The sequence below is a fragment of the Vibrio sp. Isolate33 genome (genome assembly GCF_022397895.1).
GTDB classification, from domain to species: domain Bacteria; phylum Pseudomonadota; class Gammaproteobacteria; order Enterobacterales; family Vibrionaceae; genus Vibrio; species Vibrio pomeroyi.
On record NZ_JAKEUP010000002.1, the window covers coordinates 596,679 to 611,291 of the forward strand.

The window sequence follows — 14,613 nt, forward strand, 5'->3', positions numbered from 1 at the left end:
CACTATGCCTATTTATATCCAAGACTGTGGTTTCCACTCAGCGTTAGGCTCAAGTATTGCTGACATTCATGGATGTCTTAAAGACGAACGTGAATCAAACATGGTTGAAGTGAACGATATGCTTAACGATGGCAAACACACTGTCGTTGGCAAAATCGCAAGTGCGCTACCAGAGACACCACCAGCTCAAGCGGAATACGCTACTCGCAACAATCAGCTAGCACTGTCGGCTCTCAATCAAATCAAAGACTCTATTGAGAAAGCAAAGTCACAATTTGGCGCAGATAGAATTGCTGTGGTAATTGGCACCAGTACTTCGGGAATTTCGGACGGTGAGGCAGCATTCAAACATAAACTGGCACACGGTGAATTTCCTGAGCATTACCACTATTCGAAACAAGAGTTAGGCAATACCTCTGAATTCGTTAGCCAGCATTTATCATTAGCCGGACCAAGCTACGCGATCTCGACCGCCTGCTCATCGAGTGGCCGTGTATTTCTCACTGCCCAACGTTTATTAGATTCAGGAATGGCTGATGCTGTGTTGGTTGGCGGTGTTGATACGCTGTGTAAGCTGACGCTCAATGGTTTTCATGGTCTTGAAGCCCTCTCGACCACACATTGTAAGCCATTTAGCCAATCTCGAGATGGCATCAACATTGGTGAAGCAGCAGCGTTTATGTTGCTCAGTAAAACAAAGCTAACGCTCAGTGATTCAGCCCAAAAAACGCCAAACATTGCCTTATTAGGCTGTGGTGATAGCTCTGATGCACACCACATTTCAGCGCCTCATCCTGAAGGGAATGGCGCTGAGCAAGCCATGAGAAAAGCTTTAAATTCTGCCAACTTACAAGCCGAAGACATCGGTTACATTAATGCTCACGGCACTGCGACACCACTCAATGATTCAATGGAAAGCAAAGCTATTCACCGTATTTTTGCAAACAAGGTTCCCGTTAGCTCAACCAAGCCGCTCACCGGGCATACTCTAGGAGCAGCAAGTGCGATTGAGGCTGCAATTGCGTGGCATATTTTGAAATATGACTTACCGCTTCCCTTACAAAAATGTCAGGATAAAGCTGAAGATATTGAGATTGATTTGGTAAACTGTGCGCAGAAACTTAAAGTAAAGAACATCTTAAGCAACTCATTCGCTTTTGGTGGCAACAACATTAGCCTGATTTTTGGTATAGTAAATGACTGATATCCCTTCTGTAGACCAACTCCTCCCTCACGATGATCCGATGATATTAATCGATCGTGCTATCAGCGTAGAGGCGTTGTCGATCCACTGTCAGGTTGATATTGGTGACCACAATCTGTTCTTTGACGCCGAATCTCAAACGGTCCCAGCTTATGTTGGTATCGAGTTTATGGCGCAGTCTGTTGCAGCATGGTCTGGATACCATGCACTGAAAAACGGCACAACTCCTCCAATCGGATTCTTACTCGGCTCTCGTCGTTATAAATCACTGTGTGACGAGTTTACTCAAGGTCAGACCCTTGATATCTACGCCGAACAGCTTATGGAAGACAGCGGTATGGCCGTGTTTACCGCAAGAGTCGAAGACCAAGGCGAGTTGGTGGCTCAATGCCAACTCAACGTCTACGTGCCGACCGAACAAAAATTACAAGAAATGAAAACTAGGAGCCCATCATGACCCGTCAGGTTTTAGTCACTGGTGCCAGTAAAGGCATTGGTAAAGCGATCGCTATTCAACTCGCGAAAGACGGATTTGAAATCGCCGTTCATTACATGGGTGACAAGCAAGGCGCTGAAGAGACTCTACAATCGATCACCAAACAAGGTGGTGCTGGGCGTCTTATTCAATTTGATATCAGCAACCGCAGCGAGTGTCGCGAAAAGCTTGAGTCTGATATTGCAGAACATGGCGCTTACTACGGTGTGGTAAACAACGCGGGTATTACTCGTGACACCGCATTCCCAGCGATGACGGAAGAAGAGTGGGATGGCGTGATCCATACCAACCTAGACAGCTTCTACAACGTACTTCATCCTTGCGTGATGCCTATGGTTCAAAAGCGTAAAGGCGGCCGCATCGTCACTCTGGCGTCTGTATCAGGCATCATGGGTAACCGCGGTCAAACCAACTATGCAGCGGCAAAAGCTGGTGTCATTGGCGCGACTAAGTCTCTTGCTCTAGAACTCGCAAAACGAAAGATCACCGTAAACTGTGTGGCTCCTGGCCTAATTGACACGGGTATGGTTGACGAACACGTGAAAGATCATGCGCTTCCTCAGGTGCCACTGCGCCGCATGGGTGAACCAGAAGAAGTAGCAGGCCTAGTCAGCTACCTAATGTCTGATATTGCAGGCTACGTAACTCGCCAAGTAATTTCAGTGAATGGAGGCTTAGTATGACCCGCCGCGTTGTTGTAACTGGTATGTCTGGCGTTACTGCTTTTGGTAACGACTGGCAGCACATCGAGCCAAAGCTCAAGGCTTGTGAAAATGCGACCCAATATATGCCAAGCTTTGAGCAATATGATGGTCTCAACACCAAACTTGCCGCGCCTATTGACGATTTCCAACTGCCTAAACACTACAAGCGTAAGCAAGTGCGTGGCATGGGCCGTGTATCGCGTCTAGCCACCGTTGCGACAGAAAATGCATTGGAGCAAGCAGGGCTGATTGGCCACGACATTTTGACCAATGGTGAGACTGGTATCGCTTACGGTTCTTCTACTGGCAGTACTGATGCCGTTGGCGCGTTCGGTGTGATGCTGAACGAGAAATCAACACGAGCCATCACAGCAACCACTTACGTTCAAATGATGCCGCACACAGCCGCGGTAAACGTAGGTCTGTTCTTTGGTCTACGAGGCCGTGTGATTCCTACCAGCAGCGCCTGTACTTCTGGAAGCCAAGCGATTGGTTACGCCTATGAAGCCATCAAGCATGGTTACCAAACCGTGATGGTTGCCGGTGGTGGTGAAGAGCTATGCCCAACTGAGTCTGCCGTTTTCGATACCCTTTTTGCTACCAGTTTAAAAAACGACACACCCAAGAAATCACCTAGCCCATACGACAGCGAGCGTGATGGCTTGGTTATCGGTGAAGGTGCCGGTACGCTTGTTCTTGAAGAGTATGAACATGCTGTTGCTCGCGGCGCGAAGATCTATGCTGAGATCATTGGCTTTGCCAGCAACTGCGATGCGGCTCATGTGACCCAACCTCAGATGGAAACCATGCAAGTTTGTATGGAGAAAGCATTGAGGGATGCACAGCTTCCAGCCGAGAAGATTGGCTATGTTTCTGCACACGGCACTGCAACTGAAAAAGGCGATATTGCAGAGAGTAACGCAACAGCGAATATCTTTGGTGAAGTGCCTATTAGCTCTCTTAAGAGTTACTTTGGTCATACGCTTGGCGCGTGTGGTGCAATTGAAGCTTGGCTCAGCCTTGAGATGATGCACAGCGGTTGGTTCAGCCCAACCCTAAACCTTGAGAATGTCGATGAACAGTGCGGCAAGCTCGATTACATCACAGGCTCTGGTCGCGAATTGGAGGTTGAATATCTGATGAGCAACAACTTTGCTTTTGGCGGAATCAACACCTCAATCATCTTCAAAAAAATCTAGGATAGATAATGAAAAATTGGTTAGTTGCTGCTGTTGTCGTTTTACTCGCAGGTTGTAGTGCCCCTAAGTATTCAGGGAACGCACTGCCTGAGGCAAATAAAATCGAACAAGTTACGATCGTTGAGGACGAGAAAACTCGCGCGGTTTTCCTAGATTCGATGCTCGACTGGTGTCTGAATAATCAAGTCAAATGTAAAGTTGTTGCAGACGGTTCAGAACACAATCCAGAAGAGATTACGCTAGATTACGTGTCTCGTTGGAGTTGGGATTTCAGAACCTTTGTGGCAGACGCAAAGATCTCGGCTTATCAAGATCAGCAGCGCGTAGGCAACGTTGATTTTAAAGCGCCGAATAGCGGCAACTTTTCGAAATTTGGTGACGATATGGAGCGCATCAAAGCGATGATGGACATCTTATTCGATAAGAAAACAGCCGCGCAAGCGACTCAAATGATTGCCGAAGACCAGCTATAACGAAGTTGTTTAGATAATAAAGCTCGAGACAAATAAAAAGGGTCAGTAACCACGTTACTGACCCTTTTTTGATTCTAGCAATCACTCAATTAAGCGTTAGCTTCACGCTCAGCAATGAACTCAAGAGCCATCTTGATGCGAGCGATTACGCGCTCTTTACCAACAAGCTCCATCACAGCATCAACAGAAGGAGACTGACCGCCGCCTGTTACTGCTACGCGAAGTGGCATACCGATTTTACCCATGCCGATCTCTAGCTCTTCACATACTGCTGCAATCACACCATCTTTGATGTTTGCAGTAGTGAAATCTTCAAGTGCTTCAACCTTAGCAAGAGCAAGCTCTAGTGGGCCTTTAGCAACGCCGCGTAGGTGTTTCTTCGCTGCGCCAGCTTCAAACTCAGAGAAATCTTCGTAGAAGTAACGAGATTGCTCAGCAAGTTCGATAAGCGTGTTACAACGCTCGCCAACTAGCTTGATCACTTCAGTGATAGCTGGACCGTTTGTTGTATCAATCTTCTGTGCGTCTAGGTGCCATTGCAGGTATTTTGCAACGTACTCAGGCTCAGAAGTCTTGATGTAGTGGTTGTTCAACCAAAGTAGCTTGTCAGTGTTGAATGCAGATGCAGACTTGCTGATTGCGTTTAGGCTGAAGAACTCAATCATCTCTTCTTGAGAGAAGATCTCTTGGTCACCGTGAGACCAACCTAAACGAACTAGGTAGTTGTTTAGTGCATTTGGTAGGTAACCTTCATCGCGGTATTGCATTACAGAAACAGCACCGTGACGCTTAGAAAGTTTCGCACCGTCATCACCAAGAATCATTGCACAGTGAGCGAACGTAGGAACTGGCGCGCCTAGTGCTTCATAGATGTTGATTTGACGAGGTGTGTTGTTGATGTGGTCTTCACCACGAACAACGTGTGTAATACCCATATCCCAGTCATCCACTACCACTACGAAGTTGTAAGTAGGAGCGCCGTCTGTACGACGAATGATTAGGTCATCAAGTTGGCTGTTAGCGATTTCGATGCGACCACGGATTTGGTCATCAAATACTACGCTGCCTTCTTTAGGGTTACGGAAACGGATAACGCATGCATCGCCTTCTTTTGCTGCTTCGTTTGCTGCAACAATTTTAGGGTGGTTAGCATCGTAGCGAGCCATTTCTTTATTTTCTTCTTGCTCTGCACGAATTTCATCAAGCAGTTCTTTAGACGCGTAGCATTTGAATGCTTTGTCTTCAGCAAGTAGCTTATCAACCATTTCGTTGTAACGGTCAAAACGCTTAGATTGGTAGTAAGGACCTTCGTCCCATTCCATACCCATCCATTGCATGCCTTCTAGAATTGCATCAACCGCTTCTTGAGAGTTACGCTCAAGGTCTGTGTCTTCGATACGTAGAACGAATTCACCGCCTTGGTTTTTAGCGAATAGCCAAGAGTAAAGTGCAGTACGTGCACCACCAACGTGAAGATAGCCAGTTGGGCTAGGAGCAAAACGAGTTTTAACCGTCATTTAAATACCTTGATTATGTAGGTGATTCTTTTAGTGGAGCCGATTACAAAGCCTGTAATGACCAAATATCACTAAATTTTGGGCGCTATTTTATCACCACCGCTTAAATCTACAATCAGTAGTGAATGATTAATGTGCTGTTGTTGTACGAAAGCGATTATAGAAAGCCGAATTCCGCCTTCAAAGTAGCAAAACTATTGTCTTAACCAGTAGATTATAGCCACAGATCCTTTATTACCCTCTCCCATTCCAAAATTGAATCCACCAGCCAATGCACCACTAAGATCAAATTCTTGAATTTATGTTTGACCTTACCCTTACGGGAAGGTTTATGTTAGGCGTAGATGAGAATTGGAGTATCGATATGAACCACTACACAACCGCGCTCAACGGCCTAAATTGCATGGGTTGTGCGAAGAAAGTCCGCACACTGTTTGCTGATCTCGACAACACGACGATCAATGATATATCGCCGACCTACATCGATATTTCGACTCCATTTAGTTATGTTCAACTCAACGAACAGTTAGCGACACTTGGCTACAGCATGGGTAACAAGCTGCACCTTTCGCTATCCGGCCTTAACTGCGGTAAGTGCGTGAACAAACTGACTCAAGCGCTTGAACAAACCGAGCAAGCATCAAACCTAGAAGTCAGCAAACAGGAATTATCACTGAATACTCTGCTTTCTGAATCCGAGGTGATTGAGTTGGTCGAAAGCGTGGGTTATCACGCAGCCCCGTATGCTGAATCTAATGACCTCTCACCAAGTTCCGATTTAGAAGAAGATAAAAAATCGGCACTTACAAAAACAACGTCAATTGAACCCGTTGCGAGTCAATATACTTATCACCTTGTTCTTGAGGGAATGACGTGTGCAAGCTGTGTTTCTTCAGTCGAAAAAGCACTGAAAAAGAACGAGTTCGTCGACCAAGCTCAGATCAACCTTGCCGAGCAAACGGCCTTGGTTTTCACCTCTAAAACACGTGACCTGATCGAAAACGAACTCATCCAATCGGTGAAAGCCGCAGGTTATGGCGCCGAGTTTGTTGATGATGCAGCAACACAACAACAAAAGCAGCAAGAACAACAACTTCGCACTCAACAAGCCTTCCTGAAAAACTCAGTAAGCGCGCTACTGCTTGGGGCTCCGCTGATGGCTTGGGGTGTGTTCGGCGGCAGCATGACCATTACTACATTTAATGACCAACTGGCTTGGGGATTAATCGGTGTGGTCTGTTTGGTACTGCTGGCCACTTCAGGTCGTAGCTTTTTCACTAACGCTTGGCAATCACTGATGCACAAGCGCGCGACCATGGATACGTTAGTTGCTTTGGGTACAGGTGCAGCATGGTTCTACTCAATGCTGGTCGTACTGATTCCATCATGGTTCCCTGAAGCCTCTCGCCATGTCTACTTTGAGGCGAGCGCGATGATCGTTGGTCTTATTTCCTTGGGCCACTACATTGAAGCCAAAGCCAAAGCTCGCACCACAAAATCACTACAAGCATTGATTAACTTACAACCTCAAAAAGCGGTAGTTATCGTCGATGGCAAAGAACAAACCATTGCTGTAGAAGCTATCCAAGTCGGTATGCAAGTACGAGTAAAACCCGGTGAAAAAGTGCCAGTTGATGGTGTTGTGGTATCTGGCGAATCTTATATCGATGAATCCATGCTTACCGGTGAACCACTTCCCAACGTTAAATCGGTGAGTGATGGTGTTTCTGCAGGTACGATTAATGGCGATGGCAGCTTAGTTATTGAAGCGACAGGGATAGGCTCAAGCACCATGTTAGCTCGAATCATTCAGATGGTTCGCCAAGCACAAAGCAGCAAACCTGCGATAGCGAAGCTTGCCGACTCTATTTCTGCCGTGTTCGTACCCGTTGTGGTCGCAATCGCAGCTGTTGCCGCCCTAGTTTGGTTTTTTGTTGGCCCACAACCAAGTGCCAGTTACATGCTTGTGGTATCGACTACCGTGCTGATCATCGCTTGTCCGTGTGCCTTAGGCCTAGCGACTCCACTCTCTATTACTGTCGGCGTAGGTAAAGCCGCTGAGTTTGGTGTTCTAATCAAAGACGCTGATGTGTTGCAGTCAGCCAGCAAGATTGACGCGGTCGTATTTGATAAAACAGGCACCCTAACCCAAGGTAAGCCAAGCGTTCAGCAAGCGTTTTATCACAACCTATCAGAACAAGAACTGCTGGCTTACGCCTATTCCGTTGAAGTCGGTTCAGAACACCCACTTGCGAAAGCCGTTTGCCAGTATGCCGAAAACTTAGAAGTTTCAGCACTCCCACACAGCGACTTTGAAAACCGCCGAGGCCTTGGAATACAAGCCAACATTAACGGCAAACACGTTCAAGTCGGCTCTCTTAAATACCTAACCCAACTTGGTATTGATACTAAAATGGGCAGTGACTTTATCGAACTTTGCCGCACACAAGCATGGACGCCAATCTTCGTAGTCATCGATCAAAAACTGGAAGGCATATTAGGCATTTCAGATGCATTAAAAATAGATAGCAAACAAGCCATTGCTCAACTAAAATCCGCCGGAATTCACACTGTGCTATTAACAGGCGACAACGACTCTGTCGCTCAAGCGATTGGTCAAAGTGTCGGTATCGATGAGGTTATCTCGGAAGTACTACCAGAGCAGAAAGCTCAGCATATTGTTCAGCTTCAACAACAATATAAGAGTGTGGCTATGGTTGGAGATGGCATTAACGATGCACCAGCGCTTGCTCAGGCTGATATCGGTATCGCGATGGGCAGTGGTAGTGATGTCGCGATTGAAAGTGCACAAATGACACTTCTCAACTCGTCACCACTTTCTGTAAGTAACGCGATAGAACTGTCCCAAGCGACAGTGAGAAACATGAAGCAAAACCTATTTGGTGCCTTTATCTACAACTCGCTTGGCATTCCTATTGCGGCCGGCGTGCTCTACCCGTTTTTTGGATTTCTGCTTAGCCCAGTAGTTGCAGGAGCAGCTATGGCGATGTCGTCAATTACTGTAGTAAGCAATGCCAACAGGCTGAGATTGTTCAAACCAACTCATTCTAATATTAATAAAAACCATATTCATGAGGTTAACCATGATTCGTAAAGTTATGACTCTTACTGCACTCGCTGCAATTTCAGGACAGGCTTTGGCTACTGATGTTCTAAACCACAAATCTCCATACTGCGGCTGCTGCACAGAATGGACAGAGCATATGCGTGATGCCGGGTTCGATGTAACAGAGAAGCTCCACGATGATATGAACCCTATCAAACAAAAGTTAGGCGTAACGCAAGAGCTGGCTTCTTGCCACACCGCAGAGATCGACGGTTATGTGTTTGAAGGTCACATTCCAGCGGAAGACGTAAAAGCCTTTTTAGAAAACCCACCACGTAATGCGATTGGTTTGGCGGTTCCGGGTATGCCAATGGGCTCACCGGGCATGGAGTATGGCGATAAGAAAGACGAGTACTCTGTGTACGCGTTTAATGATAAAGGTCAGGTGTTTGAGTACCGTCACTACAAAGGTAACTAAAGTACACGAACACTAAGCTAGAAATGAAAGCATAAAAATAGAGCCTAGTATCAAGCAAACCCAAGACTGTGGTTTACTTACTAGGCTCTTTGCTTTTGGACAGTAAAGCAAATCTTGTCGCGACACTAACCGGGCTGTTAGTGCCGCTTAATCCCCTCGCTCATTCACGAAGGAAGTGCTTTGGCAAAAAAGCTATTTCGCGAAATAGTCTCATTGACTAAACCGCCAAATAAATCCGCTTAGAAGCCGTAAGAAGCACCGAATACGAATGCGTTGTTCTGCTTAGAATCGCCGTTTGCGAAGTCTACGCCGTTAGCTTGGCTTCGGAACTCAAAGTAAGGTTGAACGCCTTGACGAGTCCATGTTGCACGTAACTCGTGGTCCATCGCTTCTGCATCAATCATGTATACGTTGTTGTAGCTAAGTGCTAGGTCAGCATTCACTGTGTAAGCAATGCGGTTATCCATGCGGTAGTCTGTGTCAGCATCAGCAGAAGTATCATCGATGTGTGCACGAGTACGGTTACTAATAGAGATACCGTTATCGAAGTTGTAACCGATCTTAACTAATGGACGGAACTGAATGCTTTCACCCGCAGAGAATAGGTGTTGGTAACCAGCAGCAACCCATAGGTTGTCAGTGATATTGAAAGATTGCTCACCACCTACAGTGATACCAGGAGTAGTATTACCTGCACCGCCATTTTCAGATTCAAGTTTACCCAGTTGGATACCATCAAACTCAGAGTAAACCGTGAAGCCGCCTAGAGAGTTGTCAAACGTGTGACCCGCTTCTAGCGTAGAAGTCATGTCAGAACCGTGGATACGGCCGTCATCGTGAATTTGGATGTTACCTGTTACGTAAGAAGAACCAGCAAAAGCACTAGAAGCGAAAGCAAGAGAAAGAGCACTTATAGCGATAATTTTTTTCATAGTAAACTGCCTTAGTTTGATTTTTTCAGCGGCATATCTTCGGTACATCATTCACCTTCACCGCTTGAGTAGTTGGTCGCCTCCCTGGCATGAAATCTATGTTGCTCGAATTAATTTGCGTTTCAAAATAAAAGAGCAGACAGAGTGATCTCTCTCACTATCAAAAAAGAACAAGTTATTTAATGACTTAAAATCAAACACTTAAAAATATAAAAATTGATAAAAAACTAAAGATGGAAAAATGTACAGATCGGGATCACATTATTTTACGGTGCGAAATTAGATTCAGTTAATTGAATCACACCTGATTTAGAGTTTTTTATGAGGGACTTATTTTTTGAAGAGAATAATGAGAAGCGCGTCACTTTTGCGATGAACCTCACCTTATGTGCATTGTTGACGTTATAAACAAAGACGGTTTCTATATGTTCCCGTTTTGGATGAGAGCCTAATTCGCAACAAACAAAAAGAGCTCCCACTTTTAACCTTAAGTAAGGTAATAGCTAGGGAGCTCTTCTATTAATGTTGCTTATCGATTATTTAACTGACGTTACTCGACTTACTTTCTCGCCACTTTCAGAGATAGAACGGATGTACGTTTCACCAGAAACCGATGGACGTTGCTGCTCATCATACGTTAGCCAGTTTTCACCATCAGCAGAGTATTGCAGCTCTACGCCAGGGAATTGAACGTTCATCGCCAGCTTACCATCAACAACTTGAGCGCCTGGAACTGGTAGACGGTAATCAATACCCGCTTTTTCAAGCTTAGCCAGTTCACGTTGACCAACAATATTCGCGAAGCGATTAAAGTCGCTGTTTAGAGCCTGCTTGTTCACTAGGTTAGTTTCTTGAGAGTACTCAACGCCCACTTTGTAGTCGTTTTCCCACTCAGCTCTGTGCCATGCGCGCTCTGCTGCTGCCAATACGCGAGGGAACACCATGTATTCATATTGCTCGTCCGTACGAACTGTTTCAGACCAAAGTTGTGCAGACAAACCATAGAAAGGTTCCGCTTCAATTTCACCTTTACCAGAGAAGCCATTACCGTCACGGTCTAATGATGTTTCTGCGTTTTGTGGCATGTTTTCTGGTGCGAAGCCAAACATCTTGCGAGTATCGGTTGCACGCGTTGCCCAGTAGTAACCGCGCTCTGCTGCATCAACTTCGTATGGCATATCCATGTATACGTAGTCTGGGTTAGAGACAATCACGTCATACCCTTTCGCAGACCAATCGTACACTGATGAAGTGCCGCCCCAGTAAAGAACGTCCCAGAAGTTCACGCGAGTGCTTTCGGTTGCAAATGCTTTCTCGCCTCCGCTGTATTTCAGGCCATCTTGCCATGCTTGGAAGTGAGGAATGCCTTTGTCAGCAACAATCTTAGATACTTGCTCCGCAAAGTGACTTGGCAAATGACCGAAGTCGCTTACTGTGCCATCTGCGATCAAAGACTGACACTGTGGAGACTGTTGGAATGGCTTATCTTGCTTAGACAAATCGATGTTGCCTTTCCAAGCTACTTTATCTTCTGCATTAATATCTTGTAAGCCAGCGCCTAACTTGATGTTTTTCGCTTCATCGCCGCCGAAGTGCCAAGTCGTTAGTGGAACACCCGCTTCTTGGTGCATTGCCGCCACTTCAGAGATCACTTTATCAACAAAGTGAGTTGAAGACTCCATACATGGGTTAATGAAGCTTTGTTTATCGTAGAACTGAACCGTGGTTACGTTCGACGTATCTTGTGGATCCATCAAGCGGTATTCATTTGCTTCCGCTTCTTTACCTTCCGCCATTAGGCGAGTGTAACGCGCTTCCATTGATACCACAGCAGAACGAGCGTGTGCTGGCATATCAATTTCAGGGATTACTTCGATGCTGCGCGCTTTTGCGTAGCTTAAGATCTCGACGTAATCCGCTTTACTAAAGAAACCAGAGCCAAAGTTGTCTGTTGTTGGACCTGAACCTAGCTGAGGCAGTAAACAGCTTTGCTCTTCCAAATCAAAACAACGATTAGACCCTACATCCGTTAGCTCTGGTAAACCTGGGATTTCTAAACGCCAACCTTCATCATCTGTTAAGTGAAGGTGCAGTTTATTCATCTTGTATGCCGCCATTTGATCTAGCGTGGCTAGGATGGCATCTTTTGAGTGGAAGTTTCGAGCAACATCCACCATCACACCACGGTAATCGAAACGTGGCGCATCTTTGATCGACAGTTGTGGTAATGATTCAGCGTTCTGACTGTCTATTAGGCCAAAAATAGACTGAACTGCGTAGAAAGCACCTGTTTTATCAAACGCTTTAATCGCAATCCCCTCTTCCGAGATGCTTAGTTCATAAGCGCCAGATTTTGCTAAATCACCCGTAAACTGAGTAGGAACAACGGTAACACTTACTGGAAGGTCACCACTCACATCTACGTTTACCACATCTGCACGTTCTTCAATTGCAGCGAACTGATCAGCATCGAATGCGTCTTTTGGTAGGGCAATACCACCAGCAATGCTCACAGATCCTTCGCCCGCTTCTACCGACATTGGCGTTGGTAGTAGCGTTGTTGATACATCTTGAGTTGTCAGATCAGCATTCTTTTCGAAACGCGTCACTGCTGTAGCCATTACGTTATTGTCATCAGGTGTACGTTTTAGGTTGTTACCCTCTAGACCGGTTACGAATGACGCGACGTCTTCTGTATTCAATGAAGCAATCATCTTTGGTTCTGCGTTTGGCGCCGTTACGAATGCACCCGGCATGAAGTCGGTTTCAAACAGTTGCCAGTATTCACTCGTCAGCGGAAGAATCACTTCTTCACCCGCCGCAAAGCCATCGAACTTATCTGTAGGTTCTAGTTTGTGTAGGTCACCCGTGACACGAGTGATTTTAAATTGTTCATTATCAACATCTAAGATAAGGCGAATACTGTGGAAGTAGATGGTCCAATCTTTCGAATCAATCGCTTCACCGTCATTGGTCAAGGTCATGTTCACTTTGTTACATGATGCCCATTCAGCGCCGAGGTCCTGACAAGCCATACCTTCATTCGCACCGTGATTGGTTAGAATTTCATATTGCACATCAAGGTTATCAGCCAGTGCATTAACAACCTGTTGTTCTGGTGCTTGTGTTACTGCACAACCCGTCAGGCCAGCCAATACCGCTACAGATAGTAAGTTTCTCTTCAACATCGTATTCACCCATAAATTTAAAAAATTGAGTAAGAAGCAAAGTGGAGCGCTTCTGAAAGTTAGATAAACTATATGGCCTTATTTTTTGGCGTGAATTAAATCAGGCCAATTCAGTGATCGGCTTCAAATCTCAAAAATACTGATAAATTTAATTTTAATAAAATCATAAGGTTATACTTAACGACACTTCCGTCACTTTTATTTTGACGTAATAACTGAGAATTAAATCACAATCTTTTCATAGGATTTCATAAAATCGTGTCGTTCTTGGAGAGAAAAGTTTTAGAGTTTGCTCGTATTGTTATACTTTTCGTATAAACAACGTGACATCGTTCTCAAAAAAAACCGTTAAAAAACTCCGTCAAAATCTTTTTTAACGAGCTTATGTCTTTCTAAAGGAGCTTTCTTTGCGCACATTCTTGTACCTTACGCTACTCACATTTGCCTTTTCAGCAAAGCAAGCTGTCGCCGAACCACTTTATTTTCAGGCCAAAAAGGATGATCTGACCCTCACCATCTTAGGTTCTGTGCATGTTGGAGACGAGAGCATGTACCCGCTTCCCACGCAAATCACTGACACGTTAAAAGAGAGCGACGGATTAATTGTCGAGACGGATGTAAGAAAGACAGAAGGCGTGGTATACCCTACCACCACGGTCACTACAGCCGATGTATTAAGCGAAGATCAACAACAGTTATTAACAAGCATTTCCAAATCTTTGGGTATGTCGACACAACAACTACTGAGCTCCCCGCCTTGGGCGACATCTCTGTCGATACAAATGCAGCAGTTAAAGAACCTTGGTTACGGCTCAGCGGGCGGTGTAGACGCAACACTCGCCTATAAAGCGACGATACAAGACGTTCCATTGATCAGCTTAGAGCCACTACAATTTCAAATAGACCTCATCGCAGGGCAAAAAGATTCCGGAAAAGAATGGCTAGTAACAAGCATTGAAGAATTTGACCAAACAGACCGTGTGGTTCATTGCCTAATTGAAAGCTGGAAAACGGGTGATATCACCAAACTTGAAGACTTTGCAAAGCTGTCTGAAATGCCAATAGAGCTTGAGAAAGCATTCCTAACGGATCGCAACGTTGATTGGGCAAACAAGCTATCTGCCAAAGATTGGAAACTCGACTCAAATGGACACTACGTGCTGGTCGTCGGTACTTTACACCTGATTGGAGATGGTAACCTTTTACAGTTGTTAGAAGATAAAGGTTTCAATGTCATTCAACAATCGCAAAGCCAACAAGCTCAGTGTCAGTTCGAAGCTAACAAAGACAGCTAGTTAGTGAAGGCATGACCTTTTCATTATAAAAGCATGTCCTTAATAACAGAATCTTTACAT

The 14,613-nt window shown here is 45.3% G+C and carries 11 protein-coding genes; 8 read left to right on the forward strand and 3 right to left on the reverse strand.

The features are described from left to right. The first annotated feature begins 4 nt into the window (after positions 1–4). Genes L1D37_RS05970 through L1D37_RS05990 form a run of 5 tightly spaced genes read left to right on the forward strand, consistent with a single transcriptional unit; the run spans position 5 to position 4,076 of the window. Positions 5–1,204: a beta-ketoacyl-[acyl-carrier-protein] synthase family protein gene (locus L1D37_RS05970; RefSeq protein ID WP_239847237.1), complete on the forward strand. Its 1,200-nt coding sequence runs from the start codon at positions 5–7 to the stop codon at positions 1,202–1,204. Continuing rightward, positions 1,197–1,661 carry a hotdog family protein gene (locus tag L1D37_RS05975; RefSeq protein ID WP_048611285.1) on the forward strand — a complete coding sequence of 155 codons (465 nt, stop codon included), beginning with the start codon at positions 1,197–1,199 and terminating at the stop codon, positions 1,659–1,661. The genes L1D37_RS05970 and L1D37_RS05975 overlap by 8 nt, the downstream gene beginning before the upstream one ends. Continuing rightward, a complete protein-coding gene (locus L1D37_RS05980) occupies positions 1,658–2,383 on the forward strand; it encodes a 3-ketoacyl-ACP reductase FabG2 (protein ID WP_132743460.1) in 726 nt (241 codons plus the stop codon). The genes L1D37_RS05975 and L1D37_RS05980 overlap by 4 nt, the downstream gene beginning before the upstream one ends. Further along, positions 2,380–3,603: a beta-ketoacyl-ACP synthase gene (locus tag L1D37_RS05985; RefSeq protein ID WP_239847238.1), complete on the forward strand. Its 1,224-nt coding sequence runs from the start codon at positions 2,380–2,382 to the stop codon at positions 3,601–3,603. Before L1D37_RS05980 ends, L1D37_RS05985 begins: the two co-directional genes overlap by 4 nt. An 8-nt stretch (positions 3,604–3,611) precedes the next feature. Then, on the forward strand, positions 3,612–4,076 hold the full coding sequence (locus tag L1D37_RS05990) for an Sbal_3080 family lipoprotein (protein ID WP_239847240.1): 465 nt from the start codon (positions 3,612–3,614) through the stop codon (positions 4,074–4,076). 89 nt (positions 4,077–4,165) lie between these two features. On the opposite strand, the gene gltX is transcribed toward L1D37_RS05990, so the two are convergent. Further along, positions 4,166–5,593 carry a glutamate--tRNA ligase gene (gene gltX, locus L1D37_RS05995; protein WP_017069020.1) on the reverse strand — a complete coding sequence of 476 codons (1,428 nt, stop codon included), beginning with the start codon at positions 5,591–5,593 and terminating at the stop codon, positions 4,166–4,168. Between the two features lie 301 nt (positions 5,594–5,894). Here gltX and L1D37_RS06000 point away from each other — a divergent pair, with 301 nt between their 5' ends. Beyond that, the gene (locus L1D37_RS06000) at positions 5,895–8,708 is read left to right on the forward strand and encodes a heavy metal translocating P-type ATPase (RefSeq protein WP_239847241.1); all 2,814 of its coding nucleotides are present in this window, start codon (positions 5,895–5,897) and stop codon (positions 8,706–8,708) included. Further along, a complete protein-coding gene (locus L1D37_RS06005; RefSeq protein WP_017631063.1) occupies positions 8,698–9,138 on the forward strand; it encodes a DUF411 domain-containing protein in 441 nt (146 codons plus the stop codon). The genes L1D37_RS06000 and L1D37_RS06005 overlap by 11 nt, the downstream gene beginning before the upstream one ends. A 239-nt stretch (positions 9,139–9,377) precedes the next feature. On the opposite strand, the gene L1D37_RS06010 is transcribed toward L1D37_RS06005, so the two are convergent. Both L1D37_RS06010 and L1D37_RS06015 read right to left on the reverse strand, forming a co-directional pair. Next, positions 9,378–10,070, reverse strand: coding sequence for an oligogalacturonate-specific porin KdgM family protein (locus tag L1D37_RS06010; RefSeq protein WP_239847243.1), 693 nt, complete (start codon positions 10,068–10,070; stop codon positions 9,378–9,380). A 536-nt stretch (positions 10,071–10,606) separates the two neighbouring features. Beyond that, positions 10,607–13,258, reverse strand: coding sequence for a beta-N-acetylhexosaminidase (locus tag L1D37_RS06015; RefSeq protein ID WP_239847245.1), 2,652 nt, complete (start codon positions 13,256–13,258; stop codon positions 10,607–10,609). Positions 13,259–13,665: 407 nt separating this feature from the next. On the opposite strand from L1D37_RS06015, the gene L1D37_RS06020 reads away from it, so the two are divergent. Continuing rightward, complete coding sequence (locus L1D37_RS06020; RefSeq protein WP_239847247.1) at positions 13,666–14,553, forward strand: TraB/GumN family protein; 888 nt, start codon at positions 13,666–13,668, stop codon at positions 14,551–14,553. Positions 14,554–14,613 lie beyond the last annotated feature (60 nt).